The 15308-nt window shown below is 63.8% G+C and carries 13 protein-coding genes; 10 read left to right on the top strand and 3 right to left on the bottom strand.

The features are described from left to right. Nucleotides 1–92 precede the first annotated feature (92 nt). From A2J01_RS17075 to proB, 9 genes are all read left to right on the top strand, one after another. A complete protein-coding gene (locus A2J01_RS17075) occupies nucleotides 93–2774 on the top strand; it encodes a valine--tRNA ligase (protein WP_039973213.1) in 2682 nt (893 codons plus the stop codon). Next, a complete protein-coding gene (folC, locus tag A2J01_RS17080; protein WP_007730993.1) occupies nucleotides 2771–4210 on the top strand; it encodes a bifunctional tetrahydrofolate synthase/dihydrofolate synthase in 1440 nt (479 codons plus the stop codon). Before A2J01_RS17075 ends, folC begins: the two co-directional genes overlap by 4 nt. Continuing rightward, a complete protein-coding gene (locus tag A2J01_RS17085; protein ID WP_003944448.1) occupies nucleotides 4207–4647 on the top strand; it encodes a DUF4233 domain-containing protein in 441 nt (146 codons plus the stop codon). The genes folC and A2J01_RS17085 overlap by 4 nt, the downstream gene beginning before the upstream one ends. An 18-nt stretch (nucleotides 4648–4665) precedes the next feature. Further along, a complete protein-coding gene (gene ndk / locus A2J01_RS17090) occupies nucleotides 4666–5085 on the top strand; it encodes a nucleoside-diphosphate kinase (RefSeq protein ID WP_003944527.1) in 420 nt (139 codons plus the stop codon). Nucleotides 5086–5533: 448 nt separating this feature from the next. Continuing rightward, entirely contained in the window at nucleotides 5534–8767 is a 3234-nt protein-coding gene (locus tag A2J01_RS17095) for a translation initiation factor IF-2 N-terminal domain-containing protein (protein ID WP_064113174.1), read from the top strand. A 319-nt stretch (nucleotides 8768–9086) separates the two neighbouring features. Beyond that, complete coding sequence (rplU, locus tag A2J01_RS17100) at nucleotides 9087–9398, top strand: 50S ribosomal protein L21 (RefSeq protein WP_003944533.1); 312 nt, start codon at nucleotides 9087–9089, stop codon at nucleotides 9396–9398. Nucleotides 9399–9440: 42 nt separating this feature from the next. After that, on the top strand, nucleotides 9441–9710 hold the full coding sequence (rpmA, locus tag A2J01_RS17105) for a 50S ribosomal protein L27 (RefSeq protein WP_003944532.1): 270 nt from the start codon (nucleotides 9441–9443) through the stop codon (nucleotides 9708–9710). Between the two features lie 231 nt (nucleotides 9711–9941). Then, the gene (gene obgE, locus A2J01_RS17110; RefSeq protein WP_003944579.1) at nucleotides 9942–11393 is read left to right on the top strand and encodes a GTPase ObgE; all 1452 of its coding nucleotides are present in this window, start codon (nucleotides 9942–9944) and stop codon (nucleotides 11391–11393) included. A gap of 44 nt (nucleotides 11394–11437) precedes the next feature. Continuing rightward, nucleotides 11438–12541 (top strand): glutamate 5-kinase, encoded by a 1104-nt coding sequence (gene proB, locus A2J01_RS17115; protein WP_003944552.1) that lies wholly within the window; start codon nucleotides 11438–11440, stop codon nucleotides 12539–12541. Here the strand turns inward: proB and A2J01_RS17120 are convergent. After that, the gene (locus tag A2J01_RS17120; protein ID WP_064113175.1) at nucleotides 12514–13371 is read right to left on the bottom strand and encodes an NAD-dependent protein deacetylase; all 858 of its coding nucleotides are present in this window, start codon (nucleotides 13369–13371) and stop codon (nucleotides 12514–12516) included. The genes proB and A2J01_RS17120 overlap by 28 nt on opposite strands. Before the next feature lie 50 nt (nucleotides 13372–13421). On the opposite strand from A2J01_RS17120, the gene A2J01_RS17125 reads away from it, so the two are divergent. Beyond that, nucleotides 13422–13943: a VOC family protein gene (locus A2J01_RS17125; protein ID WP_082900893.1), complete on the top strand. Its 522-nt coding sequence runs from the start codon at nucleotides 13422–13424 to the stop codon at nucleotides 13941–13943. Nucleotides 13944–13987: 44 nt separating this feature from the next. Here A2J01_RS17125 and A2J01_RS17130 read toward each other — a convergent pair whose 3' ends face one another. Next, nucleotides 13988–14920, bottom strand: a complete 933-nt coding sequence (locus tag A2J01_RS17130) for a D-isomer specific 2-hydroxyacid dehydrogenase family protein (protein ID WP_064113177.1) — start codon at nucleotides 14918–14920, stop codon at nucleotides 13988–13990. Between the two features lie 9 nt (nucleotides 14921–14929). Beyond that, the coding region (locus tag A2J01_RS17135; protein ID WP_064113178.1) for an ectoine synthase at nucleotides 14930–15308 on the bottom strand (379 nt) is incomplete at its 5' end.

Consider the following 15308-nt stretch of genomic DNA (forward strand, 5'->3'; position numbering starts at 1 on the left):
GCTGACCCCGGACTGCGGGGCAGTCGTTCGTGTGCGCTGCGGCGGCCGACGGGCGAATTCGTTCACGACGGGGGAGTCATTAGGATCAAGTGGTGACCAGTGCAGCTCCAGAGAACCCCCAGACCCCCGCCGACGCCCTACCCAAGAGCTGGGACCCCAGCGCGGTAGAGGCCGATCTGTATCAAGGCTGGGTAGACGCCGGGTACTTCCAGGCCGACGCGACCAGCGACAAGCCCGGCTACTCCATCGTGCTGCCGCCCCCGAACGTCACCGGCAGCCTGCACATGGGCCATGCCCTGGATCACACCCTCATGGACGTGCTCAGCCGTCGCAAGCGGATGCAGGGCTACGAGGTGCTGTGGCTGCCAGGCATGGACCACGCCGGTATCGCCACGCAGTCCGTCGTCGAGAAGCAACTCGCTGCCGACGGAAAGACCAAGGAAGATTTCGGCCGCGAGCTGTTCATCGACAAGGTCTGGGACTGGAAGCGCGAATCCGGTGGAACCATCGGTGGCCAGATGCGGCGCATCGGTGACGGCGTCGACTGGAGTCGTGATCGTTTCACGATGGACGAGGGCCTCTCCCGCGCAGTCCAGACAGTCTTCAAACGCATGTTCGACGAGGGCTTGATCTACCGCGCCGAGCGTCTCGTGAACTGGTCGCCGGTGCTGCAGACCGCGATCTCCGACATCGAGGTGAAGTTCGAGGACGTCGAGGGTGAGCTGGTTTCCCTGCGCTACGGCTCGCTCGACGACAACGAGCCGCACGTCATCGTCGCGACCACTCGCGTCGAGACAATGCTCGGTGACACCGCAGTAGCGGTCCATCCCGAGGACGAGCGCTACAAGCACCTCATCGGCACCACTCTCGATCATCCGTTCACCGGGCGTCAGATCCCGATCATCGCCGACGACTACGTCGACCCCGAGTTCGGAACCGGCGCTGTGAAGATCACGCCGGCTCACGATCCCAACGACTTCGAGATGGGCCTGCGGCACAACCTGCCGATGCCCACCATCATGGACAAGACCGGCAAGATTGCCGACACCGGAACCGAATTCGACGGAATGGACCGCTTCGAGGCTCGCGTCAAGGTTCGCGAAGCTCTCGCCGAGCAGGGACGCGTCGTCGCCGAGAAGCGCCCGTACCTGCACAGCGTCGGGCACTCCGAGCGCAGTGGCGAGGCCATCGAGCCTCGTCTCTCGTTGCAGTGGTGGGTCAAGGTCGAGACGCTCGCCAAGGCTGCGGGTGACGCGGTTCGCAACGGGGACACCGTCATTCACCCGGCGAGCCAGGAGCCACGCTGGTTCGACTGGGTCGACAACATGCATGACTGGTGCATTTCCCGTCAGCTCTGGTGGGGTCACCGCATTCCGGTCTGGTACGGCCCCGAGGGTGAAGTTGCGTGCTTCGGTCCTGACGAAACGGCGCCGGAAGGCTGGGTCCAGGATCCCGACGTCCTCGATACCTGGTTCTCCTCCGGACTGTGGCCCTTCTCGACGATGGGCTGGCCGGACAATACGCCCGAACTCGAAAAGTTCTATCCCACCAGCGTTCTCGTCACCGGCTACGACATCCTCTTCTTCTGGGTCGCCCGCATGATGATGTTCGGCACCTACGTGTCCGAGGACGAGTCGATCACCGCCGGTCCGGGTAAGTCCGGCGCGCAGATGCCGTTCAAGGACGTGTTCCTGCACGGACTGGTCCGCGATCAGTACGGCAAGAAGATGTCGAAGTCTCGCGGCAACGGTATCGACCCACTCGACTGGGTCGATCGTTTCGGCGCCGACGCCCTGCGATTCACACTTGCACGCGGCGCCAACCCGGGCAGCGACCTGTCCGTCGGTGAGGATTCGGCGCAGTCCTCGCGCAACTTCGCGACCAAGTTGTTCAACGCGACCAAGTTCGCTCTGATGAACGGCGCTGCTCCCGCGCCGCTGCCCGCTCGAAGCGAACTGACCGACGCCGATCGTTGGATCCTCGACCGTCTCGACACGGTCCAGGCCGAGGCGGACGCCGCATTCGATCGCTACGAGTTCAGCAAGGCGTGCGAAGGCCTGTTCCACTTCGCGTGGGACGAGGTCTGTGACTGGTACCTCGAACTCGCCAAGGTGCAGTTCGCCGCCGACGAGGCCGTCGCCGCGAACACCCGCGCCGTGCTCGGCAACGTTCTCGATGCACTGCTCCGCCTCCTGCACCCGGTCATTCCGTTCGTGACCGAAACCCTGTGGAAGGTGCTCACCGGCGGCGAGTCCGTCGTCGTCGCCGAATGGCCCACGTTGTCCGGTGAGGCAGTCGACGCCCAGGCCGCAACCAGGATCGAAGACACGCAGAAGCTGATCACCGAGGTGCGACGATTCCGAAACGATCAGGGACTCAAGCCTTCCCAGAAGGTCCCGGCTCGTGCGTCCGGGCTCTCGGAGGCCGGCATGGACGGCCAGTTCGCCTACGTGGCGGCGCTGGCCAAGCTGACCGAACCCGAAGAGGGATTCACCGCGTCGATCTCCGTCGAGGTGCGCCTGAGCCAGGGCACCGTCACTGTCGACATCGACACCTCGGGCACCATCGACCTCGGCGCGGAGAAGAAGCGGCTCGAAAAGGACCTCGCGGCAGCGCAGAAGGAGCTCGTCACCGCTGACAACAAGCTGGCGAACGAGGCCTTCCTGGCGAAGGCGCCCGACGCCGTCGTCGACAAGATCAAGACACGTCGCCAGATCGCCGTCGAAGAGATCGAGCGCATCACGGGACGTCTGAAGGAGTTGGCCGACAAGTGAGTTCGTACGAACCGTCCCAATTCGACGCTCAGAGTTCGGTTCCGACTCCGGTCGACATCGCCGAACTGGCGCTGGTGGAAGCAGAACTCGACAAGCGTTGGCCCGAGACCAAGATCGAGCCGTCACTGACTCGTATCGAGGCGCTCATGGATGTCCTGGGCTCGCCTCAGCACAACTATCCGTCGGTGCACGTCACGGGAACCAACGGTAAGACGTCGGTGACGCGCATGATCGATTCGTTGATGACGGCTCTGCATCGTCGCACCGGGCGAACCACCAGCCCTCATCTGCAGATCGCGACCGAGCGGATCAGCATCGACGGTCATCCGATCTCGCCGCGGCTCTACGTGGACACGTTCCGCGAGATCGAGCCGTACGTGCAGATGATCGACGCACAGTCGGAGGAAGCCGGGGGACCGGCGATGAGCAAGTTCGAAGTGCTCACCGCCATGGCCTATGCGGCCTTCGCGGAGGCGCCGGTCGACGTCGCCGTGGTCGAGGTCGGCCTCGGCGGACGCTGGGACGCCACCAACGTGATCGACGGGCAGGTTGCGGTGATCACCCCGATCAGCCTCGATCACGCCGAGTACCTGGGCACCGACCTGGCCGGGATCGCGGAGGAGAAGGCCGGGATCATCAAGAAGGGCCGCGAGGACCTGGTTCCGGTGGACACCGTCGCGATCATCGCCGAGCAGACTCCCGAAGTCATGGAGGTATTGCTGCGGCGTGCTGTCGAGGTGGAGGCCGCGGTCGCTCGTGAAGGCTCGGAGTTCAAGGTGCTTGCTCGCCAGATCGCGGTGGGCGGACAGCAGCTCGAACTTCAAGGCTTGAGCGGTGTGTACACCGACATCTTCCTCCCCCTTCACGGTGAGCATCAGGCGCGCAACGCCGCGCTCGCGCTCGCTGCCGTAGAAGCGTTCTTCGGTGCCGGTCCGGATCGACAACTGGATCAGGATGCAATCCGCAACGGGTTCGCCTCGGTCGTCAATCCCGGTCGCCTCGAACGTGTTCGGAGTGCGCCGACGGTCTTTCTCGACGCCGCCCACAATCCAGACGGTGCTCGCGCTCTCGCGGCCGCACTGGCCGCCGAGTTCGACTTCCGCAAGCTCGTGGGAGTGGTCAGCGTCATGGCGGACAAGGACGTCGACGCCATCTTGACTGCATTCGAATCCGTCTTCGACGAGATCGTCGTCACCCACAACGGGTCACCCCGGGCGATGGACGTGGAAGAACTGGCGAACATCGCCGTCGCGAAGTTCGGCGACGAGCGCGTCGTCGTTGCGCCGGTGCTTGCCGACGCCTTGGAAGTCGCGATCGAAATCGCCGAGCAGGTCGCCGAACCCGGTGAGGCCGTATCAGGGGCGGGTGTGGTGGTGACGGGATCCGTCGTGACCGCAGGCGCCGCCCGCACGCTGTTCGGAAAGGACCCCGCGTGAGTACCCCGTCAGATGCCAATCCCGAGTCCGGAGACCACGAGCCCGGAGACACTGCCGGCGAGTTCGGGCCGCCGACCAAGGACCCGTGGAAAAGCTTCCGCGGAGTGATGGCCGGAACCCTGATCCTCGAGGCGATCGTCGTGCTGCTGGCTTTGCCGGTTGTCGCGGTCGTCGGCGGAGGCCTCACCGCGGCCTCCGCGGGATTCATCATCGGGTTGGCGGTACTGATGATTCTGGGTGCGGGCATCCAGGGCAAGCCGTGGGCGATGGGGTTCAACGTCGCGCTGCAGGTGATTCTTCTGTTCGGTTTCTTCGTCCACCCGTCGATCGCCGGTGTGGCGATCACCTTCGGGATCGTCTGGGGATACCTCGTCTACCTGCAGAGAGACATCAAGCGCCGGATGGACAAGGGCCTGCTTCCCGGTCAGCGGGACTGACCATTTAGGCTGTCCGCTGTGACTGAGCGCACCCTCGTACTGATCAAGCCCGACGCCGTTGCCCGTGGATACGTAGGAGAAATCCTCAGCCGTATCGAGCGCAAAGGCCTGACAATTGCAGCACTCGACCTCCGCGTAGCTTCCGAAGAGGTGGCTGGTAGCCATTACGCAGAACACGCCGAGCGTCCGTTCTACCCGAGCTTGTTGGAGTTCATCACCTCCGGTCCGCTGGTGGCCGCAGTGCTCGAAGGCCCCCGAGCCATCGCTGCTTTCCGTCAGTTGGCCGGCGGAACCGACCCGGTCGACAAGGCTCTTCCGGGTACGATCCGCGGCGACTTCGGACTCGAAGCGCAGCAGAACCTCGTTCACGGCAGCGACTCCGTGGAGTCGGCAGAGCGTGAAATCGCTCTGTGGTTCCCCGCGCTGTCGTCCATCTGAATCTCCGATCGGGCCTCTGGCCCACATGAACGGGCCTTCGGCCCACATCTCCACAGCGAATTCTCGGCACGTATCCCACATCGGTGCGCCCTTTGCAGTTGCAGGCGCGTTGGTGTGGGATACTGCTTTCAGTTGAACCGCAATTTGTTTTACGCACGTTCAACCGGATGACACCTAGGTTCGATGCCCTTTCATCGCTGCTCCAGGTCAACAGGAAATCCCTGGACCTCTGCACGCTGGATGATCAGGCGCTCGCGCACAGGACAACGGCCATCCAGCCAGGCACTTCATGTGCTCGCAGTGAATAACGGGCATTGCGGACCATGCGGAGCGAGACCTTACAATCTCGTACTCACTTCTGAGTGCGAGTACACACAGCACGCTCCCGCGTGGCCGCGTGACAACTCGACTTCTGGGTTGGACGCGCCCGGGGGCTGAGGAGACTTACGTGGCCGATCAATCCCCAACCGAATCAGATTCCAGCACCACCCCGGAATTTCCCGACAAGATGCGCGTACACGCGCTGGCGAAGTTGCTCGGCGTCACCAGCAAGCAGGTCCTTGCCGAAGCCGCAGCGCTCGGTACCGAATTGCGCAGCGCGCAGTCGAGTCTCCACCGTGACGTCGCTCAGCGGATTCATGCCTCGTTGACTTCCGCGGCCGAGGCCATCGAGCCCGTCGTCGCCGAGCTCGACACCCTCATCGACCCGGTTGTCGAGGCGCCGGTTGCAGAAGCTCCCGTGGAGGCTGCTCCTGTTGCAGAGGCTCCGGCCGAGAAGCCTGTCAGGGCTCGTCGCACTCGCAAAAAGGTCGTCGTCGAAGAACCTGCAGCAGAAGAAACAGTGGATCCGGCTGTCGCCGAGATCAGCGCTGGACTCGACGCCGCAGCTGCGCTGCAGAGCAAGGAAGCCGAGCAGTCCGATCTGTTCACTTCCTTCGAGGCACCGCAGACACATCAGCCCGAGGTGGCACCTGCCGCGCCGCAGGTCCCTCTGTTCCTGCAGCCGGATCTCGAAGCCGCCGAGGTAGCTCCGCGTCGCCGTCGCGCACGCCGCGAGCCTGCTGCACCGGCGGTCGTCGAAGAGAAGCAGACAACCGCGGAAGCCGAGACCGTCGTTCCCGAGGCAGCGCCGGTTGCAGTTCCTGCCGTCGAAGAGCCGGCTGTGACCGCACCGCAAACCGAGGGCGAGAGCGCCGAGTCCGAGGACGAGGACGACGATCAGCCGCGTCGCCGTCGTCGTGGACGCCGTGGACGTGGACGTGGTCGCGGTGAACAGGGTGGCGAGCAGGGTTCGGACGAAGAGTCGGACACCGCTACCGAATCGGAGCAGGAATCTGCCCCTGCGGCAGTCGAGAAGCAAACCGACGACGCTGCCGGCGAAGAATCCGGTGAGAAGTCCGAGTCCACCGCTGATGCGGATTCCGAGAATGCCGACGATTCCGATCTCGATGCCGACGGATCGAGCCGCCGTCGCCGCCGTCGTCGTCGTCGCAAGACCGGCACCGACGGCGCCACCGACGCGACTGCGACGTCCGAGGACGATCCGCCGAACACCGTCGTTCACGAGCGCGAACCTCGCAACAAAACCCGCGTCAAGGACGAGGTCCAGGGCATCAGTGGTTCGACACGTCTGGAAGCGAAGCGTCAGCGTCGCCGCGACGGTCGTGACGCCGGCCGACGTCGCCCACCGATCCTGACCGAGTCGGAGTTCCTCGCGCGTCGTGAGGCCGTCGATCGCGTCATGGTCGTGCGCGATCGGGCAGACAGCGGTCAGCCGCATGCGACTACACAGGTAGCAGTCCTCGAAGACGGAGTGCTGGTCGAGCACTTCGTCACCAACTCGGCGTCCGCGTCGATGGTCGGCAACGTGTACCTCGGACGTGTCCAGAACGTGCTCCCCAGCATGGAAGCTGCGTTCATCGACATCGGACGTGGCCGCAACGGTGTTCTCTACGCCGGTGAGGTCAACTGGGAGGCTGCCGGTCTCGGTGGCAACTCGCGCAAGATCGAGCAGGCCCTCAAGCCGGGCGATCAGGTGCTCGTTCAGGTCAGCAAGGATCCGGTCGGTCACAAGGGTGCTCGACTGACCACACAGATTTCGCTTGCCGGTCGTTTCCTCGTCTACGTGCCCGGTGGTACGTCCACGGGTATCAGCCGCAAGCTTCCGGACACCGAGCGCAAGCGTCTCAAGGAAATCTTGCGCGACATCGTTCCCGCCGACGCCGGCGTGATCATTCGCACGGCGTCCGAGGGCGTCAGCGAAGAAGAGTTGGCGCGCGACGTGACTCGTCTGCAGGCTCAGTGGGCCGGCATCGAGGAGCAGGCTGCGGCTGCGGACACCGGTAAGTCCGGCAACCCGCAGGCGCTGTACGAAGAGCCTGACATGCTGGTCAAGGTCATTCGTGATCTGTTCAACGAGGACTTCTCCAAGCTGGTCATCGAGGGCGAGAAGGCGCACACGACGGTCGAGAACTACATCAACTCCGTTGCGCCCGACCTGCTTCCGCGGCTCGAGAAGTACACGCCGAACAACGGTATCGACGTCTTCGCGGCTCGCCGTACCGACGAGCAGTTGGCCAAGGCACTCGATCGCAAGGTGTGGCTGCCGTCCGGCGGCACCCTGGTGATCGACCGCACTGAGGCCATGACCGTCGTCGACGTCAACACCGGAAAGTTCACCGGAGCCGGCGGAAACCTCGAAGAGACCGTCACCCGTAACAACCTCGAAGCGGCCGAGGAGATCGTTCGCCAGATGCGCCTGCGGGACATCGGTGGAATGATCGTCGTCGACTTCATCGACATGGTTCTCGAATCGAACCGGGACCTGGTCCTGCGTCGGCTCACCGAATGCCTGGGTCGCGATCGCACGCGCCATCAGGTGTCGGAGGTCACGTCACTCGGGCTCGTGCAGATGACGCGCAAGAAGTTGGGCACCGGATTGGTCGAGGCCTTCTCGACCACCTGTGAGCACTGCCACGGCCGCGGCATCATCGTCCATTCCGAGCCCGTCGAGGTGAAGTCCTCGGACGACGGAGGATCGCGTTCGGGCTCGCAGCGCAGTGATTCCGGTACCTCGCGCAAGAACAAGCGTGGCCGCGGAGACAAGTCGGCTTCGACCGAGTCCAACGGACAGGAAGCTCCGGCGCCGGAGGTTCCGGCTGTCGACGCGACCGTCAAGCGGGCTCATCCGGTGGCATTGGCGATGGCCTCGCATCACCACGACGACGACGAGACCGTCGCGGCCGACTCGATCGAGTCTGATTCCGCCGGTACGTCTTCGGGGGACGATGCATCCAAAAGTGCCGATCGGCAACAGGATCGGCCGATCGATACTCCTGCTGCTTCTGAGCGCCATGACGTTTCTGTTGTGGACTCTGCTGCGGAAGAAGTATCCGCAGTGGACAACGAGTCGGCAGCACCTTCGACCGAAGCAGCTCCGCGAGGTCGTCGGCGTAGTCGCCGGGCGTCGCGGGCAGCGTCGGCACCGGTTGCCGAGGCAGCTCCCGAGGTGGGCACGGTCTTCGTGATTCCGACTCCGGAACCCGTGACAGAAGCGGTCGTGGAAAATGTTCCGGCTCCGGCCACCGAAGCTCCGGCTGAGGAAGAAGTTGTCGTCGTCAAGCGACCCCGTCGCAGGCGTGCAGCAGCACGTCCCGCAGGGCCTCCGGTAGACGGAGAGTAAGAACTACTGGATTTCGGTCGGTTGGATGACTTCGCGATGAGCGAGGACATCCAACCGTTATCCGAAGTTTCAGCTGGTAGAAGCAGTACAGAGTAGTAAGCACCACCCCTCGGCGGGGCGGTTTGACCCTGACGGTTGCTTTCCCGTAACCTTGGAGGGTCGCCACCCGGCGGTAGAGATTCCGTGTGCCTAGAGTGCGCGTGAATGTCCCGGTACGTCAGTGCCGAGCCGAGGTGACATAAACCAGACCAGTCGCGATGCATTTGAAGCCTCAGGCAGCAGCGCGAGCAAGTTCGAAGAAGCAAGGGGTAGCCCTCCGATGGCAACGTACGCGATCGTCAAGACCGGCGGAAAGCAGTACAAGGTCGCTGTTGGTGACCTCGTCAAGGTCGAGAAGATCGAGGGTGAGCCCGGCACTGCTGTCTCGCTTGCTCCCGTTCTCGTGGTCGACGGATCCGACCTGACCACCGACGCGGCCAAGCTGGCCAAGGTCGCAGTCACCAGTGAGATCGTCGAGCACACCAAGGGCCCGAAGATCCGCATCCACAAGTTCAAGAACAAGACCGGTTACCACAAGCGTCAGGGCCACAGGCAGCCGATCACGGTGCTCAAGGTCACGGGCATCAAGTAACCAGTTCTTTCTAGCTAATTTCACCCGAGGAGGGTCAATAGCATGGCACATAAGAAGGGTGCATCCAGCTCCCGTAACGGTCGCGATTCAAACGCCCAGCGCCTCGGCGTGAAGCGCTTCGGCGGCCAGTCGGTCAGCGCAGGCGAAATCCTGGTTCGCCAGCGCGGCACGCACTTCCACCCCGGCGTCAACGTCGGCCGTGGCGGCGACGACACCCTGTTCGCTCTCGCTGCCGGCGCAGTCGAGTTCGGCCAGAAGCGTGGACGCAAGACCGTGAACATCGTTCCGGCCGTCGTTGCGGCTGAGGTCTAGTCTTTCTCGCTAGTTGTGCGTCATCGGTTCTACTTCGGTAAGCCGGTTCTGCTTTCGGTAAGAGAGTGACGCGTTCCAAGCTCCCGATAGGGGCGGACCAGGGTTGAAATAACCCGGTCCGCCCCTATCGTTTGTTTAAGCAGTACCCGTTTTGCCCCGAGCAACCCTGCTCACCAGAAGTTCAGCTCATCGCGTGAGACCCGCAATTGACTGAGGAAGGATCCGGCAGTCATGTCCCGATTCATTGACCGTGTTGTGCTGCACGTCAGCGCTGGAAAAGGCGGCAATGGTTGCGCCTCCGTACACCGCGAGAAGTTCAAACCGCTCGGCGGTCCGGACGGTGCCAACGGAGGTCGCGGTGGCGACGTCATCCTCGTGGTCGACGAGAACATCCACACCCTCCTCGACTTTCACTTCCATCCCAACGCGAAGGCGACCAACGGCAAGCAGGGCGCCGGCAGTAACCGCGAGGGTGCAAACGGTGAAGACCTCATCCTCAAGGTTCCGGATGGAACTGTGGTTCTCGATACCGACGGCAACGTGCTTGCCGACCTCGTGGGAGTCGGTTCACGCTTCGACGCCGCTCAGGGCGGTCGCGGCGGACTCGGCAACGCAGCACTCGCCTCGAAAGCCCGCAAAGCGCCCGGTTTCGCACTCCTCGGTGAGGACGGTGTCGAGCGTGACCTGGTTCTCGAACTCAAGTCGGTAGCCGACGTCGGTCTGCTCGGATTCCCCTCCGCCGGTAAGTCTTCGCTGGTGTCCGTTCTCTCTGCGGCCAAGCCGAAGATCGCCGACTACCCCTTCACCACTCTGGTCCCCAACCTCGGCGTCGTCTCGAGCGGTGACACCACCTTCACCGTCGCCGACGTGCCCGGGCTGATCCCCGGTGCAAGCGAAGGCCGCGGTTTGGGCCTGGACTTCCTGCGCCACATCGAACGCTGCGCCGTATTGGCGCACGTGATCGACTGCGCCACCCTCGATCCGGGACGTGACCCGATATCCGACATCGACGCCCTGGAAGCAGAGCTGGCCGCGTACACGCCCGCGCTCTCCGGCGACTCGGGACTCGGTGACCTCGACAAGCGCCCGCGCGTCGTCATCCTCAACAAGACCGACGTTCCCGAGGCCGCCGAATTGGCCGAAATGGTCACGCCTGAGATCGAAGCTCGCGGATGGCCGGTCTTTACCATCTCGGCGGTGAGCCGAGAAGGATTGCGACCGTTGACATTCGCGCTGGCGAAGATGGTCCGCGACTACCGCGAAGCTCATCCGAAGCCCGAGCCGAAGCGCCAGGTCATTCGCCCGGTCAAGGTCAAGGATTCCAGCTTCACCATCGAGAAGGATCCCGATATTCCCGGTGGGTTCGTCGTCCGAGGCACCCGCCCGGAGCGGTGGATTCGTCAGACCGCCTTCGACAACGACGAGGCCGTTGGTTACCTCGCCGACCGTCTTGCTCGATTGGGCGTCGAGGACGCATTGGTCAAGAAGGGCGCTCAGCCAGGAGCTTCCGTCACCATCGGTGACGTCAGCTTCGAGTGGGAGCCGATGACGCCGGCCGGTATCGATCTGACCCGCACGGGCCGTGGAACCGACCCGCGTCTCGATCAGGTGGAGCGCATCGGCGCCGACGAGCGCAAGCACGCGCGTCGTGTCCGCCGCGGCTTGCTCGACGAAGACGCCTGACCCACGCGATTTCAGGACGAAAACCGAAGAGAGGGAACGGGACTGTGCTCGGGTCCACCAGGGAGTCGATAGCGTCGGCTCACAGTATCGTCGTGAAGATCGGGTCGTCTGCGCTCACCAGTCTGGTGGCGGGACTCGATACTCACCGACTCGATCTGTTGGCCGATGCCATCGAGGCTCGCATGCGTGCGGGTTCCGATGTCGTCGTTGTCTCGTCCGGTGCCGTCGGCGCCGGACTGGCGCCGCTGGGACTGACCAAGCGACCGCGGGATCTCGCGACCAAGCAGGCTGCGGCCAGCGTCGGTCAGTTGGCTCTGGCTCACGCCTGGGGTACGTCGTTCGCCCGTTACGGGCGTACCGTCGGGCAGGTTCTACTCACGGCTGACGACATCGCTCGACGGACGCAGCACCGCAACGCCCAACGGACACTCGATCGTCTACGGGCATTGCACGCGGTGGCGATCGTGAACGAGAACGACACCGTTGCCACCACCGAACTTCGATTCGGTGACAACGATCGGCTGGCTGCACTGGTTGCTCATCTGGTCGGCGCCGACGCGTTGATCCTGTTGTCGGATGTGGACGGACTGTACGACGGGGATCCCCGAAAGGGCGATGCCACACTGATTCCCGAGGTCAACAGTCCCGAGGATCTCGACGGTGTGGTTGCCGGTTCGGGTGGCGCCCTCGGTACCGGAGGCATGGCGTCGAAGCTCTCAGCAGCACGCCTGGCCGCTGATTCCGGCGTGCCGGTTCTGCTCGCGGCAGCATCGGACGCTGCGCAGGCACTCAGTGGTGCCGATGTCGGAACGGCATTTGCGCCGCGGCCGACGCGATTGTCGGCCCGCCGATTCTGGGTTCGTCACGCCGCTGACACATCGGGTGACCTCCACCTCGACGAAGGCGCCGTCCGCGCGGTCGTGTCCAAGCGTCGAAGCCTTCTGTCCGCTGGCATCGTCGGTGTATCCGGTGACTTCCACGCCGGCGACGTCGTGTCCCTGATGGGGCCGGGGGAGAAGCCCGTCGCCCGGGGTGTCGTTGCGTTCGACGCTGCGGAGATCGAGGAGATCCTGGGGCGCTCCACTACCGATCTACCGGCCGACATGCAGCGTCCTGTGGTTCACGCGGACGACTTGGTGGCGCTGTAGCTTTCGTGTTCGACGAGGGCGGAAAGTGCTTCAGCGCAACCGACTTCGAGCTTGAGGTCGGCGAATTCGTCGCCGCGAGTCGTGCCTCGATTGACGATGGCGATCGGCTTCCCGGTCTTGGCGGCATGCCGGACGAAACGTAGGCCGGACATCACGGTCAACGACGACCCGGCTACCAACAGTGCGTCGGATTGGTCGACGAGGCTGTACGCATGGGCGACGCGTTCCTTGGGGACGGATTCGCCGAAGTAGACGATGTCCGGTTTGAGTAAGCCACCGCACACGGCGCAATCCACGACGCGAAAGTGTGCGGTGGATTCGATCACGGCATCTGCGTCGGGTGCGATTTCGACTCCTGTTGCAGCAGCGACTGTTTCGGCGAATCCAGGATTGGCTTCTTCCAGTCTCTCCGCGAGAGTGGTACGGGAGATCAGCCGCTGGCAGCTCAGGCATCGAACCTGCGCGTAGGTGCCGTGGAGGTCGATGACGTTTCGCGCGCCGGCCTTGGTGTGCAGGAGGTCGACGTTCTGGGTGATCACGCCGACGGCTCGCCCTGTTCGTTCCAGTGCCGCGACGGCCCGGTGGCCCTGGTTGGGGCGGGAGCTGTCCATGTATCGCCAGCCGATGTGGTTGCGCGCCCAGTAGTGCCGCCGAAACGCCGGATCGCCGATGAACTGCTGGAACGTCATCGGATTGCGCGGGGGTGAATCAGGTCCGCGGTAGTCCGGGATTCCGGAGTCGGTGGAGATGCCGGCGCCTGTCAGAACTGCCAGGCGACGGCCGGCCAGGAGCTCGGGGAGGGCGTCGAGGCGGCTGTTGTCGGTAGGCACCGTTCCAGGATAGGCGCGTGTGCGAGACGGAGGCGCGGAGGAAGTCCGAAATGTTCAATAGAACACGTGTGCGATCGCCAATACTCGTACACATGAACACAGTGAACCCGATCCCTGCTGGTTACCGCACGATCACTCCCTACCTTGCGGTGCCGGACGGCCATGCCGCACTCGACTACTACAAACGAGCACTTGGAGCTGAGATAGTCGATGCGATGAACGCACCTGACGGCTCCCTCATGCATGCGGAGATCCGGATCGGCGATTCGATGCTGCAGCTCTCGCAGGAGATGCCGGACTTCGGACTCAAATCACCACAGGGCGGCTGGGTGCATTCGTCAATCGTCGTCTACACCGAGGACACGGACGAGTTTGTCGCTCGGGCAGTCGCCGAGGGAGGCACGCTGGTCACGGCTGTGGCCGATACATTTTCGGGCGACCGGCATGGAGTGTTTCTCGATCCGTTCGGCCACAGGTGGGCAGTATGCACGAAGGTCGAGGATGTACCTGCCGAAGAGGTCGCTCGCCGGGCGCGGGCGCTTTTCTTTCCGGAGACGCAGTCGCCACAGTAATTTGTGGCAACCGTGGTCCGAGCATTCGAGCTTCGGCGGCGTGCTCAGTATCCGGCTACTGGGTCCACGAGGGCAGCCAGCGCCTCACCCTTCGCGAAGCGGGTCACGTTCTTGGAGACGTGATCCGCGAAGGCGGCGGGGCGAACGCCTGGCGGATTGGAATCGTGGGGTGTGATGATCGCATTCGTCAGATCCCACAGTGGGTGACCGTCCGGGAGGGGTTCGGGATCGGTGACGTCGAGACCGGCGCCGCCGATCTGTTCCGACTCGATGGCCTCGACCAGTGCGTCGGTGTCGACCAGTGATCCGCGCGCGACATTGATCACCCAGGAATGGGGTTGCATCGCCGCCAACTGCGCACGACCCACGAGGTGACGGGTGGCCGGGGTGGCGGGCGCAGCAATCACGAAGTGATCTGCGCGAGAATAGATTTCATCCATTCTGGATGCGGGGTACGTGGAGATCGCCCCGGGGACCGGGCTACCGGAACGATTGACTGCGATGCTGTCCGCCCCCTGCGCGGCCAGCATCGGAATCAGCGCGCGGCCGATACCGCCTGCGCCGATGATCGCAACCGTCGAGCCACGGAGGGTGCCGATCTTGGGAAAGAACTCGAACTGACGCCACGTTCGAGCCTCGATGTGTGCAGGCAAGTGACGAACTCCGGCCAAGAGAAGCATGAGTGCATGCTCGGCCACCGACGCCGAAAATGCACCGGCCGCCGAGGTCCACGTGATTTCTGTGTCCCTCGGAATCACACCGGAGTCGAACCAATCCTCGATTCCCGCCGACGGAAGCTGCACCCACCTGACCGACGCCGGTAACACCGACGGAAAGGTCTCGGGTGAGCCCGCCCAGATCAGGGCGTCCGCAGTGTCGATCGGACTGATCAGACCGCCGCCCCGAAGCACCGCGCTGTCGAGCAGTGCATCGGGGACGGGGCCGATCGCTACGCGTGGAGAGGTGTCAGTCGCCATGACTAGACGCTACGCGGGGACCTCCACCAGTGGGTAGACACCGTTCTCGTCGTGCACCTCGCGCCCGGTGACCGGCGGATTGAACACGCACAGCATGCGCATCTGCGTGTCCGGCTCGACGCGGTGACGCTCGTGGCCGTTGAGCAGGTACATCGACCCCGGTGCGAGATCGTATTCCTTGTTGTTGTCGAGGTCGATCAGCTTGCCGGTGCCCTCGACGAGCCAGACAGCCTCGACGTGGTTGGCGTAATGGAACTCGTTGACCGAACCCGCCTTGATGGTGGTCTCGTGGAACGAGAACCCGACGCGGTCGCCGCCGAGGACGATGCGCTTGCTGCGCCAGTTGCCGTCCTCACTCGTGATGTCGCGGTCGGTGTCGGTGATCTCG

Origin of the sequence: Rhodococcus sp. EPR-134 (genome assembly GCF_001647205.1) — a bacterium.
Lineage (GTDB): Bacteria > Actinomycetota > Actinomycetes > Mycobacteriales > Mycobacteriaceae > Rhodococcus_F > Rhodococcus_F qingshengii.